Origin of the sequence: uncultured Alistipes sp. (assembly GCF_963931675.1) — a bacterium.
Classification (GTDB): domain Bacteria; phylum Bacteroidota; class Bacteroidia; order Bacteroidales; family Rikenellaceae; genus Alistipes.
Genome location: NZ_OZ007039.1, coordinates 2,336,946 through 2,363,684, shown reverse-complemented (window position 1 = coordinate 2,363,684; position 26,739 = coordinate 2,336,946). Strand labels below are relative to the sequence as shown.

General features: G+C 57.4%; 23 protein-coding genes. 6 read left to right on the top strand and 17 right to left on the bottom strand.

The features are described 5' to 3' along the window. The first annotated feature begins 116 nt into the window (after nt 1–116). Nucleotides 117–1,505 carry a phosphoglycerate transporter protein PgtP gene (gene pgtP / locus ABGT65_RS09945; RefSeq protein WP_346701803.1) on the top strand — a complete coding sequence of 463 codons (1,389 nt, stop codon included), beginning with the start codon at nt 117–119 and terminating at the stop codon, nt 1,503–1,505. Between the two features lie 23 nt (nt 1,506–1,528). Here pgtP and ABGT65_RS09940 read toward each other — a convergent pair whose 3' ends face one another. The 5 genes from ABGT65_RS09940 to rpe form a co-directional block, all read right to left on the bottom strand. Then, a complete protein-coding gene (locus tag ABGT65_RS09940; RefSeq protein WP_346703081.1) occupies nt 1,529–2,107 on the bottom strand; it encodes a SprT family zinc-dependent metalloprotease in 579 nt (192 codons plus the stop codon). A 50-nt stretch (nt 2,108–2,157) separates the two neighbouring features. Continuing rightward, entirely contained in the window at nt 2,158–3,894 is a 1,737-nt protein-coding gene (locus tag ABGT65_RS09935; RefSeq protein ID WP_346701802.1) for a DUF4153 domain-containing protein, read from the bottom strand. A gap of 54 nt (nt 3,895–3,948) precedes the next feature. Further along, complete coding sequence (gene rlmB / locus ABGT65_RS09930; RefSeq protein WP_346701800.1) at nt 3,949–4,680, bottom strand: 23S rRNA (guanosine(2251)-2'-O)-methyltransferase RlmB; 732 nt, start codon at nt 4,678–4,680, stop codon at nt 3,949–3,951. Then, complete coding sequence (gene abc-f / locus ABGT65_RS09925; RefSeq protein WP_346701798.1) at nt 4,673–6,691, bottom strand: ribosomal protection-like ABC-F family protein; 2,019 nt, start codon at nt 6,689–6,691, stop codon at nt 4,673–4,675. Before abc-f ends, rlmB begins: the two co-directional genes overlap by 8 nt. 203 nt (nt 6,692–6,894) lie before the next feature. Continuing rightward, complete coding sequence (gene rpe, locus ABGT65_RS09920) at nt 6,895–7,545, bottom strand: ribulose-phosphate 3-epimerase (protein WP_346701796.1); 651 nt, start codon at nt 7,543–7,545, stop codon at nt 6,895–6,897. A gap of 81 nt (nt 7,546–7,626) precedes the next feature. On the opposite strand from rpe, the gene rmuC reads away from it, so the two are divergent. Beyond that, nucleotides 7,627–9,129 (top strand): DNA recombination protein RmuC, encoded by a 1,503-nt coding sequence (gene rmuC, locus ABGT65_RS09915; protein WP_346701794.1) that lies wholly within the window; start codon nt 7,627–7,629, stop codon nt 9,127–9,129. A 73-nt stretch (nt 9,130–9,202) separates the two neighbouring features. Further along, nucleotides 9,203–9,337, top strand: a complete 135-nt coding sequence (locus tag ABGT65_RS09910; RefSeq protein ID WP_346701792.1) for a hypothetical protein — start codon at nt 9,203–9,205, stop codon at nt 9,335–9,337. A 145-nt stretch (nt 9,338–9,482) separates the two neighbouring features. Here the strand turns inward: ABGT65_RS09910 and ABGT65_RS09905 are convergent, their stop codons facing one another. From ABGT65_RS09905 to ABGT65_RS09865, 9 genes are all read right to left on the bottom strand, one after another. Beyond that, nucleotides 9,483–10,037: a hypothetical protein gene (locus ABGT65_RS09905; RefSeq protein ID WP_346701791.1), complete on the bottom strand. Its 555-nt coding sequence runs from the start codon at nt 10,035–10,037 to the stop codon at nt 9,483–9,485. 33 nt (nt 10,038–10,070) lie between these two features. Then, on the bottom strand, nt 10,071–10,778 hold the full coding sequence (gene tsaB / locus ABGT65_RS09900) for a tRNA (adenosine(37)-N6)-threonylcarbamoyltransferase complex dimerization subunit type 1 TsaB (RefSeq protein WP_346701789.1): 708 nt from the start codon (nt 10,776–10,778) through the stop codon (nt 10,071–10,073). Between the two features lie 41 nt (nt 10,779–10,819). Beyond that, entirely contained in the window at nt 10,820–11,617 is a 798-nt protein-coding gene (locus ABGT65_RS09895) for a Cof-type HAD-IIB family hydrolase (RefSeq protein WP_346701787.1), read from the bottom strand. Then, on the bottom strand, nt 11,614–12,078 hold the full coding sequence (gene smpB, locus ABGT65_RS09890) for an SsrA-binding protein SmpB (RefSeq protein ID WP_346701785.1): 465 nt from the start codon (nt 12,076–12,078) through the stop codon (nt 11,614–11,616). Before smpB ends, ABGT65_RS09895 begins: the two co-directional genes overlap by 4 nt. A gap of 169 nt (nt 12,079–12,247) precedes the next feature. Then, the gene (gene dnaG, locus ABGT65_RS09885; RefSeq protein WP_346701784.1) at nt 12,248–14,224 is read right to left on the bottom strand and encodes a DNA primase; all 1,977 of its coding nucleotides are present in this window, start codon (nt 14,222–14,224) and stop codon (nt 12,248–12,250) included. 88 nt (nt 14,225–14,312) lie between these two features. Next, nucleotides 14,313–14,645: a hypothetical protein gene (locus ABGT65_RS09880; protein WP_346701782.1), complete on the bottom strand. Its 333-nt coding sequence runs from the start codon at nt 14,643–14,645 to the stop codon at nt 14,313–14,315. Between the two features lie 173 nt (nt 14,646–14,818). Further along, the gene (locus tag ABGT65_RS09875; RefSeq protein WP_346701780.1) at nt 14,819–15,028 is read right to left on the bottom strand and encodes a hypothetical protein; all 210 of its coding nucleotides are present in this window, start codon (nt 15,026–15,028) and stop codon (nt 14,819–14,821) included. Nucleotides 15,029–15,675: 647 nt separating this feature from the next. Continuing rightward, nucleotides 15,676–18,054, bottom strand: coding sequence for a beta-L-arabinofuranosidase domain-containing protein (locus ABGT65_RS09870; protein WP_346701778.1), 2,379 nt, complete (start codon nt 18,052–18,054; stop codon nt 15,676–15,678). Nucleotides 18,055–18,106: 52 nt separating this feature from the next. Next, entirely contained in the window at nt 18,107–19,534 is a 1,428-nt protein-coding gene (locus ABGT65_RS09865) for an L-fucose/L-arabinose isomerase family protein (protein ID WP_346701776.1), read from the bottom strand. A gap of 174 nt (nt 19,535–19,708) precedes the next feature. Between ABGT65_RS09865 and ABGT65_RS09860 the strand changes: the two genes are divergently transcribed. Beyond that, nucleotides 19,709–20,647 (top strand): AraC family transcriptional regulator, encoded by a 939-nt coding sequence (locus tag ABGT65_RS09860; RefSeq protein ID WP_346701775.1) that lies wholly within the window; start codon nt 19,709–19,711, stop codon nt 20,645–20,647. 8 nt (nt 20,648–20,655) lie between these two features. On the opposite strand, the gene ABGT65_RS09855 is transcribed toward ABGT65_RS09860, so the two are convergent. From ABGT65_RS09855 to uxuA, 3 genes are read right to left on the bottom strand one after another with little or no spacing between them, the layout of a single operon-like run. Continuing rightward, nucleotides 20,656–22,581: a beta-L-arabinofuranosidase domain-containing protein gene (locus ABGT65_RS09855; RefSeq protein ID WP_346701773.1), complete on the bottom strand. Its 1,926-nt coding sequence runs from the start codon at nt 22,579–22,581 to the stop codon at nt 20,656–20,658. Continuing rightward, the gene (locus ABGT65_RS09850) at nt 22,578–23,789 is read right to left on the bottom strand and encodes a glycoside hydrolase family 99-like domain-containing protein (protein ID WP_346701771.1); all 1,212 of its coding nucleotides are present in this window, start codon (nt 23,787–23,789) and stop codon (nt 22,578–22,580) included. Before ABGT65_RS09850 ends, ABGT65_RS09855 begins: the two co-directional genes overlap by 4 nt. Before the next feature lie 21 nt (nt 23,790–23,810). Continuing rightward, nucleotides 23,811–25,016, bottom strand: coding sequence for a mannonate dehydratase (gene uxuA, locus ABGT65_RS09845; protein WP_346701769.1), 1,206 nt, complete (start codon nt 25,014–25,016; stop codon nt 23,811–23,813). Nucleotides 25,017–25,139: 123 nt separating this feature from the next. On the opposite strand from uxuA, the gene ABGT65_RS09840 reads away from it, so the two are divergent. Both ABGT65_RS09840 and ABGT65_RS09835 read left to right on the top strand, forming a co-directional pair. Next, nucleotides 25,140–26,042 (top strand): AraC family transcriptional regulator, encoded by a 903-nt coding sequence (locus ABGT65_RS09840; protein ID WP_346701768.1) that lies wholly within the window; start codon nt 25,140–25,142, stop codon nt 26,040–26,042. A 184-nt stretch (nt 26,043–26,226) separates the two neighbouring features. Then, nucleotides 26,227–26,727 (top strand): DUF1735 domain-containing protein, encoded by a 501-nt coding sequence (locus tag ABGT65_RS09835; RefSeq protein WP_346701766.1) that lies wholly within the window; start codon nt 26,227–26,229, stop codon nt 26,725–26,727. Nucleotides 26,728–26,739 lie beyond the last annotated feature (12 nt).

Below are 26,739 nucleotides of genomic sequence, written 5' to 3'. Positions count from 1 at the left end.
TCAAAATAAAAGACACGACATTTTGAAATAGCGAAAAACATTCGTACTTTTGTTGCGAATCGAAATAACATCCCGACCCGATGCCTGCACCGGGCCGCAAACCGAAACCTACAACCATGTGGAAACTACTCCAACCCCCGGCCTATAAGCCGGAAATCGCTGCCGAGCAGGTCGATTCGAAATACAAATGGATGCGCCTGCAGGTCTTCATCGGCATCTTCATCGGCTATGCCGGTTATTACCTCGTGCGCAAGAACTTCTCGATGGCCATTCCGGAACTGGGCCCCTTGGGCTTCGACAAGAGCGAACTGAGCATCGTCCTGTCGATGAATGCCGTGGCCTACGCCCTTTCGAAATTCCTCATGGGAAGCGTCTCGGACCGCAGCAACGCCCGGGTTTTCCTGCCCTTGGGACTGGTGCTGGCCGCGCTGTCGATGATGTTCATGATCGTCCCGGTACGGCTGCTCGGCCCCGAACACAAGGAGCTGGCCATCGTCCTCATGGCGGTCCTGAACTTCCTGGTGGGATGGTTCAACGGCATGGGCTGGCCCCCGTGCGGGCGGGTCATGACGCACTGGTTCTCGCAGAACGAACGCGGCACGAAGATGTCGATCTGGAACTGCGCCCACAACGTCGGCGGGGCTCTTGTGGGTCCCATGGCCGTCTACGGCGCCCTGTGGTTCGGATCGTGGTTCTACGGCTCCCATTCCGAATACTACTTCCTCATCGGAACGTACCTCTTCCCGGCCGTCGTGTCGATCTTCATCGCGCTGGTGGCCTACGTGCTGATCCGCGACACCCCGCAGTCGTGCAGCCTGCCCTCCGTGGAGAAGTGGCGCAACGATTACCCGAAAAACTACAGCGCCAAACAGGAGGAGGTGCTCACCTCGCGGGAGATCTTCTTCAAGTACGTACTGAACAACAAGTTGCTGTGGTTCATCGCCATCGCCAACGCCTTCGTCTACATGGTGCGCTACGGATGCCTCGACTGGGCCCCGAGCTACCTGCGCGACGCCCAGGGCTACGACATCAAACAGGCCGGCTGGGCCTATTTCGCCTATGAATTCGCGGCCATTCCCGGGACGCTGATCTGCGGCTGGATGAGCGACCGCTTCTTCCACGGCCGCCGGGCGCTGCCGACGATCCTCTTCATGGCCATCGTGGCGGTCTTCATCTTCCTCTACTGGCAATTCTCCTCGAACTACATCATCGTGACCCTTTCGCTGATCGCCATCGGGTTCTTCATCTACGGGCCGGTGATGATGATCGGCGTGCAGGCGCTGGACCTCGCCCCGAAGAATGCTGCCGGAACGGCTGCCGGACTGACGGGCTTCTTCGGCTACTTCCTCGGAACGGCGATCCTCGCCAATATCGTCCTGGGAACGGTGGCCGAGAAGGCGGGCTGGGACTGGACGTTCGTGCTGCTGATCGGGGCCTGCGTGCTGGCGATCGTCTTCATGGGCTTCACCTACCGCAAGGAGAAGGAGCTCCACGACGGACGCTGAGTCCCGCCCTTGCCGGGTGGGGATTACCCCTGAATCGAACAGGCCCTCAACTCCCGGTTGAGGGCTTTTTCACGCCCGCCGGTCAGACGGTCCAGCAGGGCGTGGAAACGCGGCGAATGGTTGTGGTGGACCGTGTGGCAGAGTTCGTGGAGGATGACGAAATCGCGCAGGTGCTCGGGCAGCGTCATCAGAAAGAGACTCAGCGAGATGTGGTTCTGCCCCGAGCAACTTCCCCACTTCGTGCGCGAGGCGCGGATCGAGAGTTTTTCGTAGCGCAGGCCGGTGGCGGCCGAGAGCCGGGCGATGCGCTCCGGGAGGTCCTCCCTGGCGGCCCGGCGCAGCTCCTCGATGCGGGCTTTGCGCTCCGCGGGCGGGAGTTGCGGCGGCAGGGCGGCGCGACGGCGGGCGAGACGTTCCTGTGCAGCGAGGATCCAGTCGGCCTTCTCGTCGAGGAACGCCAGCGCCCGCTGCCGCGACACCCCGAAGGGGTACGCGAGCCGCACGGCTCCCGTCGCCCGCACGCGGATCGAGATGCGCCGGGCCCGGGGCGAATGCGCGAGGGTCACCTCTCCCAGACGCGGATGGTCGATCGCCTCGGTCATTTCAACCCGTCCGGAGCGTCCTGCCGCCCCGCTCTTCCGGCCCCAACCGATCATCGCAGCCACAGGGAATGCACCGTCAGCGAGGTAATTACGTCAACCGAGTCACGCCGTTCGACCGAGAGATGATCGAAGAGGATGCAGCAGCGATCGTCGCGGTAGTCCAGCAGGCGCAACGCCTGTTCACGGGACGGTTCCAGGCCCGTCGAGAGATCAAAACCGCTCTGTTCGAGCTGTTTTTTCAGCACCTCCGCACCCGTGATTTCAAGCACGGGACGCTCCTCGCCGAGATGGAAACGCAACGTATCGTTCCCGAAGGAATAGCTTTCCGGATTCCATACGGTCAGATTGACATAACAGCGCGAGTAACTGCCATCGACCTCAAACCCGGCGTTTTGAGGCAAATAGACCTCGAAGGAGGGATTCGCCTCGACCACCTCCACCTCCCCGACGGCCGACTCCCAACCCCAGCGCACATAGTCATGCATCGCCGCGGGGAGGATCTTCACCAGATCGTTCGACTCTTCCACTCCGAAGCGGGCAAACGCGGCGCTGTCGCGCTCGACATACTCCAGGGCTTCGTACAATTCGCGGTACTCCTTCCGATGCACCGTGTCGGCCAGCGAGGCGGGGGCGAGCGAGAGCCGTCCCGTCGACGCGTCGAGACGCCCGAGGCGTTCGGCGATCCGCTCGACGCGGCGGGTCTGCGAGCGCAGGGCGGCGCGTTCGGGTTCCAGGGCGGGGATGTAGCTCACGGCGGCGAAGGCGACGATCGCGGCCAGCACGACCCACAAGTAACGTCCGGCCCGGCGCGAGAGGAAGAGCAGGATGCAGAGCGTCATCAGCCCGCCGCAAACCAGCAGGTAGATGCGCGAAACGGTCAGGCCGTACTCGCCGACGCGGCGGGCGACGCCAACCCAGAACAGCGCCACGAGGGGCAGCGCCACAAGGCTGAACCGGTCATAGAACCAGTCGAGGGTCCGTTTTTCGAGGGGCAGCCGCAGGGCCTTGACCAGGAGCGCTGCGATCGTGAATCCGAAGACGAGATAGGCCACGCCGCCCTCGGGCAGCGTCCACGTAAAGAGGATTTTCAGCAGATAGAGGTAGAGGATAGCGGCGTAGATGGCCACGGCGGGCGTGACGACCCAGTTCAGCAGCACTTCGAGGACGCGCGACGACCCGAAGCGGGCCTCGTCCCAGCGGTCGAGCATCATCATGAAGAGGGTCGGCACGGCGAGGAACTGAGTCACGAAGAAGAGGTCGGCGGAGAGGTGCGCGACCCAGCGGGCGTCGCTGAACCCGAAGATGTAGGCCGCCGACCAGAGGATCGCCTCGAAGAGCCCGTAGGCAACGTAGGCGAAGAGCATGGCCAGCACGCCCGAACGCAGATAAACGAGGGCATCGGCCACGAAACGGTCATTGGCCACAGCCCTCCGGCAGGCCAGCAGCGCCAGCGGCGTGAGGATCGTGAAGGTGATGACGGCCTGCGCGGATTCGACCCATTCGGGCAGTCCCGGCCAGAGGAAGAGCGGCACCAGGGGAGCCCAGGCCACCCAGTAGATGCGGCGCCAAACGCTGCGCCCGGCCAGCCGGTTGACAATGAGCAGCAACAGAGCGCCCCACCCCAGTATCAGCATCCGTGGACCGTTGGGCTCCTCGTCGATTTCCAGACAGACGATCAGCGTCACGGTCAGGGCCAGCAGGAGCAGCAGTTCCAACGGATGACGGCGCAGGACATTCAGAAAGCTTGCACGGAACTCGGCAAGACGTTCTCGGAGATTCAGTTTCATGGCTCAGGATTGTTTGAAGGAGGGACAAAACGGAAGCTGCCGTCCGCAGGACGTCTACTCACCGATGCGCTGACGCACGACCTCGAAGAGCATCACGGCCGCGGCGGCCGAAACGTTGAGCGACTCGATGTGGCCGATCATCGGGATGGCCAGCTGCTCGTCGCAGAGTTTCAGGACCTCTTTCGAGATGCCGGTATCCTCGGCGCCCATGACGAGGACCGTCGGGCGGCGGAAATCGGCGTCGTAAAGCAGTTTGCGGCTCTTCTCGGTGGCGGCGACCACCTGGAAGCCCTCGGCCTGCAACTGCTTGAGGGTGTTGCGGATCGAGCCCACGCGGCAGACGGGGATCGTCGTGAGAGCCCCGGCCGACGAACGGATCGCCTCGGCATTCACCGGGGCCGAATTCTTGAGCGGCGTGACGAGCCCGTGAGCCCCGGCACACTCGGCCGAGCGGGCGATAGCCCCGAAATTGCGGACGTCGGTCACGCCGTCGAAGAGGACCACCAGCGGAGTTTCATCCTCGGGAACCCGTTCGAGAATATCCGTCAGTTCGACGTACTCGATGGCGGCGGTCTGCGCCACAACGCCCTGGTGGTTGCCGCGCACGAGGCGGTTCAACTTCTCGACGGGCACCTCCTGCCAGCGGATGCGGTGACGGATGCAGAGGTCGCGGAACTCCTGCATCAACGGGCCCTCGGCCCCCTTGCGGATATAGAGTTTTTCGAGCTGCCGACCGGCTTCGATGGCCTCGGCCACGGGACGAATCCCGAAAATCAGGTTATCCATTGTATTGTTCTTCGGTTATTTCCAGTTCGTAGGAGGCCTTCTCCCACTCGTGCATCTGATGGTCATAGCGGGTCTTCAGATCGTTGTAGGCCGTGTAGTCGGCCTCGTTGTAGTCGGTTGCGGCGGCGAACTTCGCATCGTATTCGGCGATCTGCTTCTCCAGTCCGGCCAGTTCCGCCTCCACGCTCTCCACCGCCTTGCGCAGCTTGCGCAGCAACTTCTCCTGCTCCTTCTTCTGCTCGTAGGAGGCCTTCCCGGAGAGGGTTGCGGATTTCCCCTCCGCGGCGTTGGCTCCTCCGGCGCCGTTCGCCCCCTTCGCTCCAGCCCCCGAACCGGTTTTCGGGGCCGTCTTCGAGGCCGACCTGGCCGGGGCATCGCGGCGCTCGATCTCCTGCAGCGACTCCAACTTGCGCTTCTCGAGGAAGTAGTAGATCCCTCCGAGGTACTCCTTGACGCCTCCGTCGCGGAATTCGTAGACCTTCTCAACCATGCCGTCAAGAAACTCGCGGTCGTGCGAAACGACGACCACCGTGCCGTCATACTTCAGAATGGCGTTTTTGAGAATGTCCTTCGAGCGCATGTCCATGTGGTTCGTGGGCTCGTCCAGGACCAGCAGGTTGCGGGGTTCGAGCATCATGCGGGCCATGGCCAGCCGCGCCCGTTCGCCGCCCGAGAGGACCTTGACCTTCTTGTCGATGTCCTCGCCGCGGAAGAGGAAGGCCCCGAGGATGTCGCGCAGCCGCGTGCGGATGTCGCCCACGGCCACACGGTCCAGCGTGTCGTAGACCGTGAACTCGCCGTCCATCAAATCGTCCTGGTTCTGGGCATAGTAGCCGATATTGACGTTAGCGCCGATGCGGATCGAGCCCTCCGTCGGGGTCAACTGCCCGACGAGCATCCTCGCCAGCGTGGTCTTGCCCTCGCCGTTGCGCCCGACGAGGGCGATCCGGTCGCCCTTTTCGATGACGAAATTCGCACCGCTGAAGACGTGCTTCGCTCCGAACGACATCCCTGCCTCGTTGATCTCGGCGACGATCTGTCCCGAACGCGGCGCGGGCGGGAACTTAATGTTCAGCGTGGCAAGGTCCTCCTCCTCGACTTCGAGACGTTCGAGACGCTCCAACTGCTTGATGCGCGACTGCACCTGGTTCGACTTCGTGGGCTTGTAGCGGAACTTCTCGATAAACTCCTCGGTCTTCTCGATCATCCGCTGCTGGTTTTCGTAGGCGGCCAGCTGCTGCGCACGGCGTTCGGCGCGCAGGACGACGTATTTCGAATAGGGCACCTTGTAGTCGGTAATCTTGCCCAGCGATAGTTCGACCGTGCGGTTCGTGACGTTGTCGAGGAACGCCCGGTCGTGGGAGATCAGCAGCACGGCGCCGTTGTAGTTTTTAAGGTACTCTTCGAGCCACTGGATCGACTCGATGTCGAGGTGGTTCGTGGGCTCGTCCAGCAGAAAGATCGAAGGGCGCCGCAGGAGCAGTTTCGCCAGTTCGATCCGCATCCGCCAGCCTCCGGAGAACTCGCTCGTGGCACGTCCGAAATCCTCTCGCTTGAATCCCAGTCCGAGCAACGTCTTCTCGATGTCGGCATCGCGGGTCTCGCCGCCGAGGATGTGGTAACGGTCCTGGGCATCGTTCAGGCGGTGCAGCAACTGCTCGTAGGCGGCCGATTCGTAGTCGGTTCGTTCGGCGATTTCGCGCGTAAGGTCGGTGATCTCGGCTTCGAGGCGCAGGACCTCGTCGAAGGCCTTGGCGGTCTCGTCGACGAGCGTCGTGGTGTCGGCCACGCGCATCGTCTGCGGAAGGTAGCCGATCGTGCACTCGCCGTTGATCGTCACGGCGCCCGACGTGGGCTGCTGCTCGCCGGTGATGATGCGCAGCAGCGTGGTTTTCCCCGCGCCGTTCTTGCCGACCAGGCCGATGCGGTCCTTCGGGTTGATCAGAAACGAGATATTGTCGAAGAGGGTCCAGCCCCCGTAACTGACGGTCAGATTGTCAAGAGAAATCATATATGTACACTAAAATCCGGAGTCGCACGCCGCGGCCTCGGGAACCTCCGCAAAGGTAACGTTTTTACAGGATATTTCCGACATCGGAACGCTCCGTCCGCCTCTTTTCGGGGTGATTTCCCCGATACCGGCACCACAGGCAGCCGCATTTCCCCGTTTTCCGCCCCTTTCCGGACGCTTTTACGACATGGCCCGCCCGGGACTTACGCTTCGAGGATGCGCCGGATCTCGGCCTCGGGATCCGGAGCCTTGAAGACGGCGCTCCCGGCCACGAGCACTTCTGCCCCGGCATCGAACACCTCCCGGGCATTGGCCGCCGAAATGCCGCCGTCGACCTCGATGATCGTCGCCAACCCGAGTTCCGTAGCCAGGGCCCGCAGTTCGCGGATCCTGTCGAGCGACCCCGGAATGAAGGACTGCCCGCCGAACCCCGGCTCGACACTCATCACCAACACCAGATCGACCGCCGGCAGCCACTCGCGCAACGCCTCGACCGGCGTGGCGGGTTTGATCGAGACGCCGACCTTCGCCCCGGCTTCGCGGATGCGGGCGATGCACCCCGCGGGGTCTGCGGTGGCTTCGAGGTGGAAGGTCACCAGATCGGCCCCGGCCTCGACGAACCGCGCGACATACTTCTCGGGCTCGACGATCATCAGATGCACGTCGAGGAACTTCGACGTCGCCTTCCGGATGGGCTTTATCACGGGGAATCCGAACGAAATATTCGGGACGAACACCCCGTCCATGACGTCGATATGGACCCATTCGGCGGCACTGCGGTCGATCATCCGCGTATCGCGTTCCAGATGGCCGAAATCGGCCGAAAGCATCGATGGGGCTACTGTCCGTTGCATGAGGATCGATTTTTTGATTATTTGAACAAATATACGAAATTTTCCGCAAAAGAACCTATCTTTGTAGACATGAATACCGTCATGCTTCTCATTCTCCTCCTACTGGCCTGTCTCTGTGCGGTTTCGGGGATTACGATCGTCGCCCTGCGCCGGGAAAGGGCCCGCCTGCGCCGAGACAAAGAGGAGGCCGAGGCCGCCCGGAGCGATCTCAGACAGAAACTCTCCGCCACGGAAACCCTCCTTGCGGAGACCCGCCAGGGGCGCGATACGGCCGAACGCGAGCTGCACGACCTGCGCGAAGCGCACCTCCGCACACGGACCGAACTGGCGGCCCTGCAGGCCTCGACCGATTCGGAAATCGCCTCGCTGCGTGCGAAAAACGCCGAAGAACGCGAGGCCGAGCGTGCCGCACGCGAAAAGTTGGAGGAGCGTTTTCGCCTGGAATTCAAAAACCTCGCCACGGAGATCCTCGGCGAGCAGTCGCGGGCGTTCAAGCAGACGAACAAGGAGTCGCTGGACCTCCTGCTGAAGCCTTTCCGCGAAAACATCACGGAGTTCCGCGAGCGGGTCGAGCGCATCTACTCCCACGAGAACGAACAGCGCGGCGAACTGAAAAACGAGCTCAAGCGCCTCATGGAGCTCAACCAGCACATCTCGGCCGATGCCCGGAACCTGACCGACGCCCTGAAGGGCAACTCGAAGGTGCAGGGCGACTGGGGCGAAATGCTGCTGGAGACGATCCTCGACAGTTCGTCGCTCTCGAAGGGGATCCACTACGAGACGCAGTACAACATCAAGGACGAGGAGGGCCGCAACCTGCGGCCCGACGTGGTGCTGCACCTCCCCGAGAAGAAGGATATCGTCATCGACTCGAAGGTCTCGCTCACGGCCTTCGTCAACTACACGGCGGCCGAAAGCGAGGAGGAGCGCCGACGCCACCTGGCGGCACACGTCGCTTCGGTGCGGCAGCACGTCGTCGAACTCGGCCGCAAGGAGTACCAGCGGCGGCTGAATTCGCCCGATTTCGTCATCATGTTCGTCCCGAACGAACCGGCCTTCCTGGCGGCGCTGCAGAGCGACCCGAAGATCTGGTCCGACGCCTATGAGCGGAAGGTGATCGTCTCGTCGCCGACGAACCTCTTTGCGTTGCTGAAACTCGTGGCGGATCTCTGGAAATACAACGATCAGGACAAGAATACGCGGGAAATCGCCGCCTGCGGTCTGAAGCTCTACGAACAGCTGGTGGCCTTCACCGCCTCGCTCGAAGGGGTCGGCACGGCGCTCGGCAAGGCCCGCGACGCCTACGACGACGCCTACAAACGGCTTTGCACGGGCAACGACAACATCATCCGCGTGGGCGAACGGCTGCGCCGCACGGCCCGGCTGCAGACCAAGCGGCAGCACACTCCCCGCACGCTCGAACTCGCAGGCCGCGATGCCGACGAGGAGCCGACTGAGGAACCGGCGGAGGTCTTTGCAAAAATACCCGCAAAAGCGTCCACGGAAGAGCCCGCCGCAAACGGGGACGGCACCGCGCCGCAACCCGACGGCCGCAGAAACCCGGAATCAGGGGAAACTGCTTAATACCCGCTTTTCACCCATAAACGGCTCTCGCTTTATCTGGCAAGCCCTGGTCTTCGCACTCGCGGCCGCGGCCGTGAGCCCCAAGGCCGATCCCGAAGCGATGGTTACGGCCCCGAATGCGCGGTTTACGGTCCTCACCCCGCAACTCATCCGCATGGAGCGGGGCGCGGATGGACGGTTCGAAGACCGTGCGACACGCTGGTCCTGACCTTCATTCCGGACGGCGACGGGGAGCAGCCCGCCCCGGCCGCAGCCTGCAAAAAAATTCCCGCCCTGCGAAAGGACGGGAATTTGATTTGTTCCGACCGGAGACCCGACATGGCCAAACGGGCCCGGCAACAACCATACGAAGGCTACCGCCAGCTCCGCCGCAGACGGCTCCCGATTCCGGGCGAAGCTCCGGCCGCCTGGGCCTCCACCAGATCCTCCCAACTCTCGTCGACCCAGCCGACACGGCCGCGACACGCCTTCAGCACCTCCATGGCCCAGACCCGGACGGCCACCTTCGATCTGGGCTCCACGGCCCATCCGGCAGCCGTTTCGGCAATGCGTTCCAGCACCTCCGGATCGGGATGCACCCGTTGCAGTAGTTCGACCATGATCTTTCCGAAATGGCGCCGGGCGCTCGGGTCCGTACAGGCGGGAAAGGCCCTGCGGCAGAAATCCTCCGCAAAGGGCAGGAACGCCGTCCACGACGTCAGGCAGATCCGTTCCAGCACATAGGCCGCCCGGAAACGGATCTTGTGCCGCACGGGCTTCGGCAGCGTCCCGAGCCGGTCGTCCGGACCGGCCGCAAGCCGATACAACGACCCGACGGCCCCCGCGGCACACACCCGCCGGGCCATTTCGTCGGCAAAATGCGCCTGCCAGCAATCCGACAACGCCCCGATCAACTCCTCTTCGGTCATTCCGATACGCTCCGGAGTTCCCCCCCCCCGGGTTCAGAAGAGTCTCTTCTTCGAGGTCGTGACGACGAAATCCTTCAGGTAGAAGGGCTCGAAATAGGCGATATCCTCCGTGCGGCCCTCATCGAGCGCCTGTTGCGCCAGCCGAGCCAGGCCGCGGGCCGAGGGGGTCACCTCGACGAACGTCGCACCCGTCAGCAGGTCGGCACACTTGCGTGCACCGCTTCCGAAAATCACGAACGGACGCCCCGTATTGCGGTAGGGGGCGAAACTCTCCTCCGAAATCACCTCGGCCGAGACATCACTCTGCGCCACCCCTTCGGCATCGAACACCTGGGCGTAGACCTCCATGCGGCGAGCATCGACCATCGGACAGAGCAGGGCGTCGCCCCAGTTCTCCACGGAGAGGATTCCGGCCTCGTAGTCCTCGCGGGCCACCTCGACCAGCGCGTCGAGCGACCCGACGGCCAGCAGCGGTTTCTGCAAGCCATAGCAGAGCCCCTTGGCGAACGAAACGCCGATACGGAGTCCGGTATAGGATCCCGGGCCCTTCCCGACGGCCACGGCATCCAGATCGTCGGGAGCGATGCCGGTTTCACGCAGCAGTTCGTCGACGAAAACCCCGACCTTGCGGGCGTGGTCGCGCCCCTCGTCGCTCTCGCGCAGCGACAGCAACTCGCCATCCCTGGCAATCCCCACGGAGCAGATATCCGTGCCGGTTTCAATACAGAGAATCAATGACATATCCTTTTGTTTTTCGTTTTACCATTTCCAGGGCTCCAGCATTACTTCGACACGCCCGCGCCCTCGATCACGCCGAAATGCTCCAGAGCCCGGCGGATCCCGTCGTCGTCGACCGTTGCGGTCACCCAGTCGGCGGCCTGCAGCGCCTCGTCGTACGCCCCGCCCATCGCTACGCCCACACCGGCCGCACACAGCATCGGAGCATCATTGCCCCCGTCGCCGAAGGCCATCGTCTCTTCGATCCCGAATCCGCAGCGAGCGGCAAACTCCGCCATGCCGGTCGCCTTGTCCACGCCGCGGACGTTCACGTCGGAGAAGATCGGACACCAGCGGGTCGCCGTCAGCGACGGCAGCCGGTCCATGATACGCCCGCCGAGCTGCGGATCGACATAAAAGCACATCTGGCAGCAGTCGCCGCGATCGAACAGCCGCCTGAGGTCGGCGACCTCCGGAACCGGATGGGCGATCATGCGGGCCAGCTCCTCGACAACGGGGGTCACACGGTTCACGAAGATCCCCTCGTTGAGCTCCAGCCCGACGGGGAAATCCCACTCGTCGGAGAGCGCCAGGGCACGTTCGAACTCCTCCCGCGGAATCGGGTGCCGGACAACGACCCGGCCGTCGCGCAGGACGCATTCGGCACCGTTCAGCGCCACGACCCCCTCGTAAGGGATCGGCTCCAGCAGTTCGAGATCGGTCACGGCACGCCCCGTGGCGATAAAGAGCCTTACGCCGCGCTCCCGGGCCCGGCGCAGGGCCTCCACGGCCGAAGCCGGGACCTCGTGGGTCCGGAAACTGATGAGCGTCCCGTCGACGTCGAGAAAGATCGCGCGGATCATCGCCGGAAGTTTTTCATCGCCTTGTCCATTTCGCGGCGGGCGTCGTTCTCCTTGAGGTACTCGCGCTTGTCGTAGGACTTGCGGCCGCGGGCCAGCCCGACGACGACCTTCACCAGACCGCGTTCGTTCAGGAAGAGCCGCAGCCCGACGATCGTCAGCCCGCGGTCCTGCGACGCACGCTGGAGTTTGTCCAGCTCGCGGGACGTCAGCAGGAGTTTGCGGTCACGGCGCGGGACGTGGTTGTTGCAGGTTCCCCAGGCGTATTCGGCGATGTTGACGCCGCGGATCCACAGTTCACCCTTGTCGAAATAGCAGAACGAGTCCACCATCGAGACCTTGCCCGCACGGATCGACTTGATCTCGGTCCCGACGAGCACGATGCCCGCAACGTACTCTTCGAGAATCTCATAGTCGAACGTTGCGCGCTTGTTCCGGATATTTATCTTCTTCTGTTCGTTCATATAGGCAAAAACGGCATACAAATTGCGAATTCTATTCGCGGGGGTGGGAATCGGTCAAGGTAACTAATTCTTTTATCTTCGATATGTTTTACACATCTTTCTGTTTATTTTCTGTTTGCACACGGTACGCGCAGTGATGCGTGTACGACCCGAACCCCGCCCCCTTTTTTCATAAAATCAGTCGGTCCAGTTTCCGGGCGATGGCCACCTTCACCTGGTTGTAGTTGTTCAGCCGCCGGATCAGGTCGGTCTCCTCCTCATCCGCAGCCTTCGCCAACTGCCCGTTCAACTCCTTGATAAGCGCCTCGATGACCTTCGACTTGTAGAGCATCACGGCTTTCGGCACCCCGACGGCCAGCATCTCGGCATCACTCTCGACGTGCACCTCCTTGCGTTTCCAGATCTCGCTGGCCACGTAGTTGTCGTCGGCGGTAAGGATATCCACAGCGGCCGTGCAGACCTCCGGATCGATGTTGTTCAGGAAGATGTGGGCCGGGACCTCGACGCCCGTACCCAGTTGCTCCCACTGTTCGCGATAGGCGGCCATGATCTTGGCATATACCGGGTTGCGGAAGACAATCTGGTCATCGGACAACTCACTGAAGATCACCTCGGCGACATTGCAGGGCACCATCGTGTTCCCCTCCTTGAAATCGAACGAGCTGTGCCCGTACTTGAGGAGGTACTTGACGATCTCGCGCTCCAGGGCTTCGAAACTGCTCCCGGCCTCGACTTTCGGGGTATACTCCGCCTCGGGTCGCACGCCCGGATCGACCTCGCGCTGCCGGACGGCGGCCTGACGGCGCAGGAAATCGTCCGTCTCACGGTCCCCGGAAGAGGTGAGGCGCTTGCGGGCCACTTCCCCGATGAGGATCTGCTCGTCGATGTCCATGGTCCGCGCGCACTCCTTGATGTAGATCGAGCGCTGGATCGGATCGGGGATTTGCGCAATGGACTGCACCATGTTGCCGATCAGCGCGGCCTTCTTGATCGGATCGCCCTGCGCATCCTTCAACAGCAGCCGGGCCTTGAATTCGAGGAAATCCTGTTCGTTGGCGCGGATGTACTCCTGCACCTCGGCGGCAGAGTGGCTGCGGGCGAACGAATCGGGGTCCTCGGGTTCGGGCAGCAGCACCACGCGGACATTCATCCCCTCCTTGAGGATCATGTCGATGCCGCGCAGCGAGGCGTGAATCCCGGCCGCATCGCCGTCGTAGATCACGGTGATGTTCTTCGTGAAGCGCCCCAGCAGGCGGATCTGCTCCGTGGTGAGCGACGTGCCGGACGAGGCCACGACATTCTCGATCCCGGCCTGGTGCATGGAGATCACGTCGAGATAGCCCTCGACCATGATGGCAAAGTTCTGCTGCTGGATGGCCTTCTTGGCGAAATAGAGGCCGTAGAGTTCGCGTTTCTTGCTGTAGATCTCGCTCTCGGGGGAGTTCTGGTATTTGGCGACCTGCTTGTCGGTGCGCAGGGTGCGGCCCCCGAAGGCGACGATGCGCCCCGAGATGTTGTGCACGGGGAAGATCACACGGTCGCGGAAGCGGTCGTAGAGCGAACCGTCGCTCTCACGGGCCAGCGAAAGACCCGTCGAGAGGAGGAACTCCTGCTTGTATCCGGCCGCGAGGGCATCCTTCGACATCCGGTCGCCCTTCGAAGGGCAGAACCCGAGTCCAAACTTTTTGATCGTGGCGTCGGTCAGGCTCCGTTTCTGGCGAAAATAGGCCAGCCCGACGTTAATCCCCTCACTGTCGCGGTGGAGGTAATTGGCGAAATAGTCGGCGGCCCAGCTGTTGAGGGCGAACATCGACTCGCGGTCGTCGTTGCGGCGCAGCTCCTCTTCGGTCATCGCCTCCTCGTGGACCTCGATTCCGTAGCGTTTGGCCACCATCTTGAGGGCCTCGGGGTAACTGACCGACTCCTGCTCCATGACGAAGGTGACGGCATTCCCGCCCTTTCCGCATCCGAAGCACTTGTAGAGACCCTTCGAGGGGGAAACGACGAACGAGGGGGTCTTTTCGTTGTGGAACGGACAGCAGGCGACATAATTCACGCCCTTGCGTTTGAGCGTGACATACTCGCCGACAATATCGACGATATTGGCGGCGGCATAGATGCGGTCTACTGTTTCGCGGTCGATCATAGCCCACAAAGGTACGAATAATCGGCCGAAAGCGTAGCGTTTGCGAATTAAAAATATCCATCACCCGCCACAATATGCCCTCATCCTGTCATGGCGTAACGATCGCATTGATTTTGTCTTTCTTGGAGACGATGTTCAAAGTTCCTGATTTCCACCATATCGAATGCCGATATTCGATATAGTATTTCATTCCGCTCATACGGTCTTCAACGGTATAGTAGGAACTCAACCCATTTCGATAATTCTTCTCGATCGGTCCCAACAGAATTTCGACATCCCGATATTGGTCCATAAGTCCATTCAGAATCGAGAGGTATTGATCTTCCGATTTTTTCGGGAAATACTCCTCGATCTTGAACAACCGGATATACTCCATTCGTTTCCAGTAGGTTTCACAATGAGTCTGCTGATCAATACGCATGAGCAGGTTTCCCAATATGCGGGTATCAATATAATAATGATCGCACAAAGAGCCGATGGCACTTTTATATCGAATGATGTCTTCTATTTCAGAAACATGCTCCCGGGGTTCAAACCTGTCGCAAGCGACACACACCCACAAGCCGACAACGGCCATAATAATGCTCCGCCCGTTCATAAAGCCTGCTTCAAGAAGATCATTTTTCCCTTTCTCTCAAACAGACAGCCGTAAGCTCTGACCCGGGCCGACACTTGATTCGCCGGAAGAGGCCGTCCATCCTTTCTCCGATACAAATCCCGACGGTTGATCTCATCGGCAAGTTCGCGGGACGTTTTTGCACCTTCCCGCAAAACAACGGCAATAGCCTCATGCAATGTCAACATGATAAAATCTTTTTGAATGCGTACTGCCGACTCCGCGCAGTATCCATCATAAAAAGAAAGTGTGGAGTCGTTCGTTTATCTGGCAATAGGCATTTGGCGTGGCCCGAATACAAATAAACAATACCCCACACCGAATAGCGCCCATCGAACGACAGGCTTCTATACACGGTGATGAGTGTCTGTATTGCTCTCCCTGTATTCGTAAAATCGCCAAATTTTATTGCCAAGGATCAGCGAAACACTTTCACTAAACTCAAAATGTCACTACCCCACGGATAGTGAGACAAAGGTAGAAAATTGTTTTCAATATGCAAGGCCGCATAGCGGAGTAAATCCCGAGACCAAGCAATAAAGCCCCCGCCGAGGCGGGGGTTTGGGGGTGGGTCAGATTTATAGACGACGCCGAAGGCGGCGGGTAACTACAGCGGAGCGCAGAAAAGCGGTATGAAATTGAAAACTGCCCGTTGGCGGAATTAAGTCATCGCATACTGGATTCTGCCAATGGGCTTTTTGTTTTTGCAGTTTATGTATTGTAGGATTGTAAGTGCGCAGATTTTTCCAACCGGACGGGGCACATTCCCTTGTTCATTGGCTAAAGACAAATCTACTCTTGTAGTAGATTTGTCTTTAGCCTCATCTGAAAATTATCACATCTTTGACAGAAATGGATAACAAGTGAAATCCTCATCTCCAATCTGATAATAAGGAATATATTCTATTCCTGTAGTAAAACATTGCACCTCAAACCTCAATGGATTATCACTCTTAGCTTTTAATCTCAATGGGAGTTCTGATGACGAAACCGGAATATCAAGAAATCCATCATCTATCTCCGGACCTATAGCTGCCATCAACAAAGGCCCGTACTCTAACGCATAAGCCTCTGTTCCTTGAAAACCTTCCTCCGTACCTTTATATTTTGTTAGAGAAAAACCAATAGGCAATGTAAATGCAATCTCATCACCCTTCTTCCAGATCCGTTCCAAGGCAAAATAACTGCCCGGTTGGCCCAGACCAACTATTTTCCCGTTAACCGTTACCGCCACAGGAGCTTTTGCCCACTGAGGAATCCGAAGTCTAATCTTGCTATAAGCTTTCCCTCTATCGGGCGATATAATGAGTTTTACACTTGCATCCTCAGGAAATGAAGTCTGCATCGACACAGACATATCGCTACCGTCCCTCTGTCTCCATGCGATTGATGATTCATTGAAAAGATTGACATAAATACCATCATCGGCAATTGAATAAATAAACTCTGGCAAAGCTCCGAACCATCGTGTTCCCTGCCCTTCACAACAGGTATTGTAATTCTCACCCTTATTCTTGTGACCAACAAGTTTAGCATGATAAATAATGCTGCCATCTTGGGTTTGGTTAGCAATCCCTACATTGTAAATGGACTTCTCGATTTCATTCACATATTTCTCTTCATCCGGAAAAATAACGTGAAGTTGCTGATTGAGAAATGCCCAAAACGAGTTACCACAAAGCTCACCAGTCCCCAACCGAAGCAGGTAAGACTTTGGCGGATATTCATGTTTCTCACAGATGCTGATACTACCACCAGTATGCTGAAAATAATCATGATAAATATCCCAACCGCCCAATACTGCCTCCAAGTAACGCTCCTCGCCCGTAGCCATATACATATCCATATAAGCATTCAACGTCACTATCAAATAGCAGTGAGGTCGGTCGTAAGGAATTTTCCAAATAGCATCAACATCTCTATCAATCAATTGATCCATCCAGAAATTCTCCTGATAGTAACGCTGGGCAACTTGAATGTCAAGAGGTTTCCCTACTGGCGAATGATAAAGCCGGGTACTAGGAATGATACCCTGACGCCCAAACGCTCCGCGTCGAACCAATTCAGGCAAATACGGACAAGTATTGAACCAGTCGTAGAATTTTCGCAATAAGGGATAAGCTTTAGGATTCCCCGCAATAGCTGCTTCTAACAGGCCCTGCGATACCCACGAACGACAATAACCTCCATATTCAAAAACCAGAATCTCATTTTCCGGGAACCCAAGCAAATAACCGTTTGGCTCTGCACACTCCTCTATCCCATCCACAACTTGATTCATTCGCAAGCGCAATTCCGCATCCTCTTTCCAGCGAAGATGATTACCGGCTCCCATCAAAAAACGCCCCGCAACAGATCCCGGCAAACATCTGAGCCACTCGACATTAATATCGCGATCTTTTTTTTCACTAACTGGCTTGCCCGCTCGGATACGAAAGTCTCGTAACATATCATTAACAGAAAACGAAGTAAGCAAATAATGGACATTACGATCCATCACTTTCTCAAATAAGCCGCCTACCTCGACCCCTTTATGCGGAACCTGCAGGCTGGGAGTAACGGGACGCCACGAATCAGGGGAGGTTACGTTTTCAGGGCAATCTAATACAGCAAGTTCTCCCATCGGGCGAGGTGCCCGTAATAGAGAATGTTTACCCAGGTAGCCCCGTCCAGAATCGCTAAGCGTTCGCCCCTCAGCAACATTCCGCCCTCCCGAAATCACTTCAAAACGCCACAGATCAAACGAATATTTTCCCTGGAATTCAGGAAGTTTCGTAACGGTCATACGTACATAACGACCAGAAATCGGTTCTGATGGAGTGTAGGAGTCTACCTTATCAACAATAGTCACCTCATAATCATCTCGCGTTTGATCAGAAATCATACGCGATCTAGTGAAAGTCTCATCATTGGACGCCTCTATTTTAAACCGCAAAGGAAAACGAGGACGCCATACGTCAAGCCACCAATCCCAAATCACCGGATAAAGTTTTACCTGATGAATAGGATAAGAACGACCTAAATCAACTTGAATCCAGCAAGTATCTACAGGAGAATCTACAGGCACAGAACTATAAACAGAATAATTAGCTAATTTAGCAACTCGTTCCACACCCAAGGGGCCTCCTTTTAGATCAAGTATCTCTTGCGCCCCAACCGCCTGAGCAACAGCAACAACAAATAAGGCAACAAAGATTGATCGAATATTTTTCATAGTTATAGTTTATACTATTTTAAAAAATATAAAGGTTAACCTTGAAAATTAATCATTCGACAATCATGATCGGAATATCAAACAGGAAGGCCACCTTTTTCAACCGGTCGAGTTGGTGCCCCACACCAATAGCACAATGGTGCGAAGGTCCTGCCTTACTCCAGGTATCCATGAAACGACGAGCCCCGCAAGCAAAACGATAGCGGCTATTGGTATTCCCGATCTGCAACGTCGGACCCGCAACGGACTCCCCTTCAGCTGCCAGCAGGAAAACTCCACTCCGGCTCTCACACACCGAAAGCAACGTCACGGGGCCTAGCCGTACCGACATCTGAATCGACAGGCCCTTTCCCGGCTTACCATGATAGACAGGCAACGGAACCAGTCCAACCCGCCCTTCGGCAATTTCGAAATGTGCCGGGCCGTCATGCCCCAACATAACGATATCATCGTTGAAATCCATCGCATAGAATTCCGAAAACGATCCTCCGGCCCCCATCAACGAGAGAATCTTCATCGCCTGGGCGTTTTTCACCTCGCACTCACCCGCCACCGGAATCCCACGGCCCGTGAGTAGCGTATTTCCGGCAATCACCGACGTGGCAAGATCCTCGTAGGCTCCGTCTCCTTCATAATAATAAGCCATGGAGCCCAGCTGATGGCTCTCAACCATCCGATCCAGCGCCAACGCCGTCGACGCGGCCCGCCGCAATTCGGACTCCGTACAATCGGGGCTAACGTCGAAACTACTCCGGAACTCTTCGAGTTTGAATGCCAGATCCCGGGGCGTAACCGCATCCCGATGGCGTTTCAATTCACACATCTCCAACATCTCGATATGCGTGCCGAAGACCGCAGACTGACGGGTGAGATCCGTATAGACATCGAGCATCCCGCCATAGTAATGACCCAGAATGCCCAGGCGGTTCTCCCGCATTCCCCGGAAAACTCGTGCCGCAACGACCCAATCTTCGATTTGAGTCCAGGCCTGCGGATCCTTCAGGTGCCCCGAGACGATCTCATAACGCAAACCGCTCCGATTGAGCACACTGGCAATCTCCGGGAGTGAACAGGATTGACAATGCTCAAGCCACAAGCCCGTCATCAAGCCCCGATCGCCCAAGGTATTGAGTCGCTCATAGTCGATGGCGGCATCCGGTTGGAGATTCAGCACGATCACCGGACAGCCCAGACGTTGCACAACCGGCAACACCGTCGAGGAGAGACAATAGGTCGCCATGTAGAGAAATACCAGGTCAACCTCCTCGCGGACCAGCAGCGACGCGGCCGAAACCGCCTTCTCCGGAGAATCAACCATCCCGGCATCGACTACCTCGACGTCGCCCATACGACCGATTGCAGAGGCGATTTCCGCCCGATAGCCATCCAGGTGCTCCCGCAATCCCTCGAACTGGTGCCAATACGTATCGAGTCCCGTCGCAAAAAGACCAATACGGACCCGTGTGTTCGCCTGTTTCATAGATCTATCGATTTTTCAACAAAATTAGTAATATCCCGGAAAGTCGCGTTTTTCTCATTGATTTAATAATTGCATTTTTTGATACAAAAAAATATCAAATAACAAAGCAATTATCCAAATATTATTGGTATCTTGCCGAACAAATTTCAATATTTGACGTTACCAAATCTCAAAATGGAAGAGAGCCACGTAAAATACCTGATGTCCAACGATCAGGATATGCTCTGGGGGCTGGTCGTGACAACCGCCGGGCATCAAAACATCCCGCCACACGCCGAATACCCCTCCCGCAACCACCCGACCCGCTATCTCTTCTCCACGGAGAAAGGCCGCATACTGAATGAATACCAACTCGTCTACATCACCCGCGGACGAGGACAGTTCGTATCGACCCGCCAGAAAGAGTGCGAAATCAAGGAGGGCGACATGTTCCTGCTCTTCCCCGGCGAATGGCACAACTACAGGCCTCTGCCCCAAACCGGATGGCACGAATCCTGGATCGGGTTCACGGGTCCGGACATCGAAAAACGGGTCGCTGCCCGGTTCTTCGCCCGCGAAAAGGCCGTCTTCAACGTCGGAATCCACGAACAGATATATCATTTATACCGTTGGGCCACGACAGTCGCCCAACAACAGGGGGCCGGGCACCAGCAGATCCTGGCCGGAATCGCAAGTCTCCTGCTGGGATTCGCATACAGCGAAAACCGGCAAACCAGTTTCCGCGACAGGCACATCGACAGTTTAATCTCCCAAGCCAAGATTCTGATGCAGGAGAACATCGAACAGAATCTCCCCGGAAAGGTCGTCGCCCAGCAGATCGGAATGGGATACTCCTGGTTCCGCCGCGTATTCAAAGAGTATACGGGTTTCTCACCCAACCAGTACATGCAGGAACTGAAAATCTCCAAATCCAAGGAACTGCTCACCAACACGGACCTCAACAGCCAGCAGATCGCCTACAGCGTAGGATTCGAAACTCCCTCCTATTTCAACATCGTCTTCAAGAAAAAAACAGGAATGACACCGTCAAAATACCGGGAATTCACACAGGGGAACCGGCTGCAACCGCAGAACGAACTGAGCAACTTCGAATCCCTGTCCGACAAGGAATAGACGTTGCGTCACTCCCTGCGGACCACCGGCCAATAGACGGCGTAACGTTCGAAATGGATCCGGTAAAAAGGTTCGAGACGAAGCCCGCGATATGCCTCGTCATCGAATCCGAACGTCAGCGGATTCTTCCCGGTTTTCACCACATGGGAAGCTACGGTTTCCGCCGTCCAGGGAATACAGGCCTGCTCCGGAACCGGAATCACCCGATGGGCTCCATTGTCTATTCCGCACCAGAACGATGCAGGCAGCGAATCCGTGCCCATACGCCCCGCCAGCACATAAGGTCCGTAAAGCAACGCCAGGTAGCGGTCCGAACCCGGCAGAAGTTCCGCACGCACGTCGGGCGTAAAATCGATCGTCAACGTATCGACGCCACGCCACGGAGCTCGGATCACCCAATAACCGGCAGAATCCCGTTCGGAACGAATCGGTTCGCCGTTCAGTTGCAGGCGGGTTTCGGACGACCAGCCCGGATCGCGCACCAGCAGCCGGAAATCCCGGTCGCGGCCGCTCTCCAACACCAAGGTCACCTCCGACGATTCCGGCAGTGAGGCGTACTGGGTCAGGATAATCTGCCGCTCGCGCCAATCCACCCGGGCCGGAACAAACAGGTTCACCAGCAAGTCTCCGTCTCGTTTGGCAAAAATCATTCGACCCAACTTCGCCGGAGTCTCCAGTCCCGACTGGTTGCAGCACCAGAACGAACGGTCCTTCGACCCGTAGACCCGATAGTGTCCCGGACGCATCGGTGTAAAATAGCAGCACATCCCCTTACAGGGATCATAGGCTGCCAGGATATGGTTCAGGAGCACCCGTTCGTAATACTCCGCCAGGCGGGCACTCGGTTTCCGGGCAAAAAGGCATTCCGTCAGACGCATCATGTTCACCGAATTGCACGTCTCGGGACCGCCCTGCTCCATCAACTTCTCCTCGAAACGCGAGGCCGGAAAGAAATGCTCTCCGGTACTGTTTCCGCCGATCGCCCAGCTGTGATGCTGCGTCACGATCTCCCAGAAATTCCACGCCGCCCGATCGAAGCGCTCGTCTCCCGTATAAGCGAAATAGCGTTCGAAACCGATAAACTTGGGAATTTGCGTATTGGCGTGCCAGCCGTTCAGAATATCCCGGTTCTCGGAGAGCGGAACCCACATGCTCCGGTCATTGAGACGCCCGGCCCACGCCAGATACCGAGGCTCGCCCGTCAAGGCATACACATGCAGAAACGATTCGTTGATCGAACCGTGCTCGCAAACCAGCAATTTCTGGATCTGCTCGTCGGTCAGTTTATCCAGTACGCCGTAGCCAAACCAGTCGGCCAGGCCGGTCATCAGCCGCAAAGCCCGCCGTTCTCCCGCCTCGACATAGGCCACAGCAAAACCTCGCAGCATCTTGTCAATCAGATAGAGCGGAGCCCAGGAGCCGTTAACCGTCGGATTGTCGGTCCGGATCTCACCCGAAGCCACCCGTCGGAAAAGTTCCCGACCGTTGTCGATGGCCAACACATAGCCGTCGCCTCCGGCCTGCTGGCAAGCTTCGAGTTCCGAAAGCGTATACTCCAGACGCTGAAGCAGTTCACGGTCCCCGGTCGTCCGATACATCAACGAAAGTCCCGACAGGTAATATCCCATGAAACCTCCCCGCAACGGACCCACACCCCACACATCCTCCGATTCCCAACCGCCATAGGGAGCGGCTTTCGGGACCAGTCCGGCTTCGGTACGGAAGAAGTGAAGCAGGGAGTCCGGCTGGAGCCACAGCAGATAGCTCCGGCCCTGGTTCTGCAGGTCCAACAGCGGGCCCGGCAACAGGGTGGTCTCGTCCGCAGCAAAGAATGTTGCCTGCGGAGCAACTTCAGGGGCAACGACAATCAACCGTTCCCGGCCACAACCCGCCAGCAAAAAGAGGGCGGCAATACAACTATGGATGATTCTCATCTTTCCGATTCCTTAAATACACGTTTGATTGCTTCCAAATAACCGTAACCATTCAGGCTATCGGGCTCCAGATAACTGCCTTCGGCCCATTCGTTCCATGCATTGATCGTGATCAGGGACGGCTGGTCCGGATGCGCATCGACATAGGCCTTCGCCCGGCGCAGGAAGGTCTCGAAAAGAGCCGGGGTCGAACCCGTCACGCATGGTTGAAGACCCTCCGGATAGCGGGGATTCGGGTCCCAGCCGATCGAAACATGCGGGAAATAGGGGACATCGAACTGCCGGTCGAAGGTCTCATAACAAGCAACGGCCTGCTCGCCCCATGAGCGATAGTCCCGGTCGGCCGGAACCAGGTGGCACCACTGGTAATTGGTCAGGCTCTCAAACCCGAAACGACGTACCGTATTTTGCTGCGAAACCGTACTGTCTCCCGGAATGTCCGAACCGGTAGCCGGCAGCAGGAACCACAAAATCGGTTGTATATGAACCCCCGGCAATCCGGCTTCTACACACTTCTCCCGAAAACGGTCGAGGGCCGCAACAGCCTGCTCCTCCCCTCCCATTTCCCGAATAAAGGTCGCGGTTTCATAAATGGCAAAAACCGGCTTCCCGTCTATCCTGTAGTAATTCGGACGCAGAAAATAGTGTTCGATCAAGTGGTCGGCAATCCGGTCGAAAATCTCGGGCGTAACCGGCTCGGGCCAGTAAACCAAACTCTTGTCCGGATTGGCGGCATCCAGGTAGGAGGTCATCACATGGTTGGCCCACATCAGGTAAAACTGCATCTTTTCGTTGTTCGCGGCCTGCAAAAAGCCTTTCTGAAGCACATCCTCCAGAAACGGGCGGTCATCATACCAGTACCAGTCGAAAATAAACGTATTGACTCCATACTCCAAGGCCGTGCGGATCTTCCGCTCCTGTACGTGCGGATCCGCCTCATTCAGATAACCCCACAACGGAACCCGAGGCTGCATGTGACCCTCGAACTTCGGACGGGCCTTGTAGACCGCCTCCCATTCACCGACACCGTCCGGGAAAATCCCGATCTCCGCAAACCGAGGGTCATTGTGATAGGCCGGCCAAACGAAGGCCGCTACATCATACTTCGCCGCGTCGGGTCGGCTTCCACCACCACACGACGAAACCGTCAGGCCGACAAAAACGGCCGTCCAGGCCAAAAGGGCCGATGCTGCAATGCGTGTTTTCATATTCGATAGAAATTCCAAGAGTCAACCCCACAAACTCCGTTCGATACCCATTTCCAATCCGCAAATCTCGGCAAAGCCCTTCATGCGACCCACCAGCGGGTAGCCCGGATTGGCCGAACGCCCGAAATCGTCGAGCATCCGCAGTCCGTGATCCGGGCGGAACGGCATCGACGTATCCCAACGGCCCTCGGCCCGGCGCCGCCGCTGCTCCTCCAGCAAGACCCGCAAAACGGCATACATGTCCACCGAACCGACCAGATGCCCCGATTCATAGAAATCACGGGGTCCCGACCGTTGCGTATTGCGCAGATGCACGAAATGGATCCGCGGAGCCAACGCTCGCGCCATGGCCGGGAGGTCGTTATCTGGACGCGCCGACAACGACCCGGCACAGAACGTCACGCCGTTGACCGTGGAATCGTATCGGGAGAGAATCCATTGGAAATCCTCCAGCGTGCTGGCAATCCGGGGCAAGCCCAGCAGCGGGAAGGGCGGATCGTCCGGATGGATGCACAGATTCACCCCTACCTCTTCGGCCACCGGACAAACCTCACGCAGAAAAGCCGACAAATGTTCCCGCAACTGCGCAGGGCCGATTCCATCGTAACGCGCCAGGAAGTTCAGAAACTGACGTTTATAGTCAGCCGTATCACCCACCGTTCCGTTGATAAAGCCCTGCGTCACCACGATGATGTTGTGGGCCAGCTCCTCCTGCTCAGCCGGGCTCATCCCGGCAAACAGCACCGCAGCTCGTTCCCGAACCTCGGCAGGATAGTCACCAGCCGCGCCGGGACGTTCGAGCACATGAATATCGAACGCCGCAAAACGGTCATAGTCGAAACGCATGGATTCCGCACCACAGGCATTCACATAGTGCAAATCGGTACGGGCCCAATCGAGAACCGGCATGAAATTGTAGCACACCGTGCGGATCCCGCATCGGGCCAGGTTTCGTAATGACTGTTTGTAATTTTCAATATGACGACCGCACTCCTCCGATCGGAGCTTGATCGCCTCCGAAACCGGAAGACTCTCGACCACACTCCACCGCATCCCCGCCGCAGCAATGCGGTCCCGGACTGCAGCAATCTCCGATTCGGGCCACACCTCGCCCGTCGGAATCCAATGCAGGGCGGTCACAATACCTTCAACCCCAATCTGGCGAATCTCCTCCAGCGAAACCGTATCTCCAGGTCCGAACCACCTCCAGGTCTTTTCCAATGCCATAAAATCAAATTTTATAATGAATGGTCAAAGTTTCAAAACAATCCGCTCGGAAACAAGTGCATTTTTTGCATTTTCTATCAATATATTTGCATTGAGACCTGAAATCAAGACTCCCTGCTGCTTATGAAAGACAAAATTGACATCATGTACGAACAACTGGGACTGACCAGCGGTTCCCCGATCAAAGTCAAATGGTGCGACTACAACTACTTCAAGTATCCCTGGCACTTCCACGACGAATACGAAATCGTCTACATCATCAAAAGTACAGGAACCCGCTTCACAGGGAACAACATCGAACCATTCTCCGACGGAGACCTCGTATTTTTCGGAAGCCTCCTCCCTCACATGTACCGAAACGACGACGCCTATTACCAGAACAATCCCGAGTTGCGCGTACATGCCATTACCATCCAATTCTCCAAGGATTTCTTCAACCACGCCATTCTGAACTATCCAGAATTCTTAAAAATCAAGGAGTTGCTTCAGATGTCCCGATACGGGATCAGCTTCGACACCACTCCGAACGCCCCGATCCGACACCATATCGAACAACTTCCCCAGAAAAAAGGGCTCGATCGGCTGCTCTCCTGCATCCATATCCTCTCCATGATGAGCCGCACCACCCACAAACGGAAACTCAACGACGACAGCATCGACCTCAAGCTCCCCTCCTACGGCGAATCCCGAATATATAAGGTACTGGGAAAACTCAACCGAGAATATACCCGCGAAATAGGTCTCGACGAAATCGCACGGACCGCCGGAATGAATACCAGCGCATTCTGCCGCTATTTCAAGGAGAAGACCGGAAAATCCGCGTTCCAGTACATCAGCGAGTTGCGCGTCGGATACGCCTGTAAACTCCTGCTCACCGGAGAACTGACCGTCACGCAGATCTGCTACGAATGCGGATACAACAACATCTCCAATTTCAACCGACAGTTCAAACGGATCACCCATTTCACCCCTTCGGAATACATCGAAGAGTTCAAGCGAAACCCGAATACACCCCTCGTCCGCTGAAATCTTCATCTATCTTCATCCGCGAAGATTCCGAATCACAAATTTCCACATATGCAAATAAAGTACATGCGATTGCAAATATCCTATTTGAATTCGCTCGGCATTACAACCAACTTTGCATTGTGTTCACTAATTTTTAAAAATCCGCCCCAAAGGCGGACTACTAAACCTAAAAAATAAACCTATGAGGAAACTATTACCAATCTTCTTATTGGTCTGCATCGCGTTCGCCTCCTGTCAGGAGGACGAGGAGATGAGGTATGCCTCCATCTATTTTCCATTAGCTACCTGGGCCGACGGAAACGGGGTCTTCCAAGCTGAATTCGACTTCACAAAGGACACGACCTACATCGTCGGAGCTTACTGTGCCGGAAGCATCATGCCCGAAGGCGACATCCTGGTTACCATGGAACTCGCCGCAGACTCGCTGGCGGCCGCCCAACAAAAGGTATCGGCTCTGCAGGCCTACGAACTCATGCCGCAAGCCGCCTATTCCATCCAGCCGGAAAACATGCAATGTGTAATCCGAAAAGGTACGGAACGAGGCGACCTGCTCGTCACGTTCCACACCTCTCAGCTCGATGCGGACAAAAAGTACATCCTGCCGTTGCGCATCCAGTCCGTATCCCGATATGAAATCGCCCCTCATTACAACACGCTCTTTTTCGGGGTTTCAAAACACTAAAACTTCAGACAA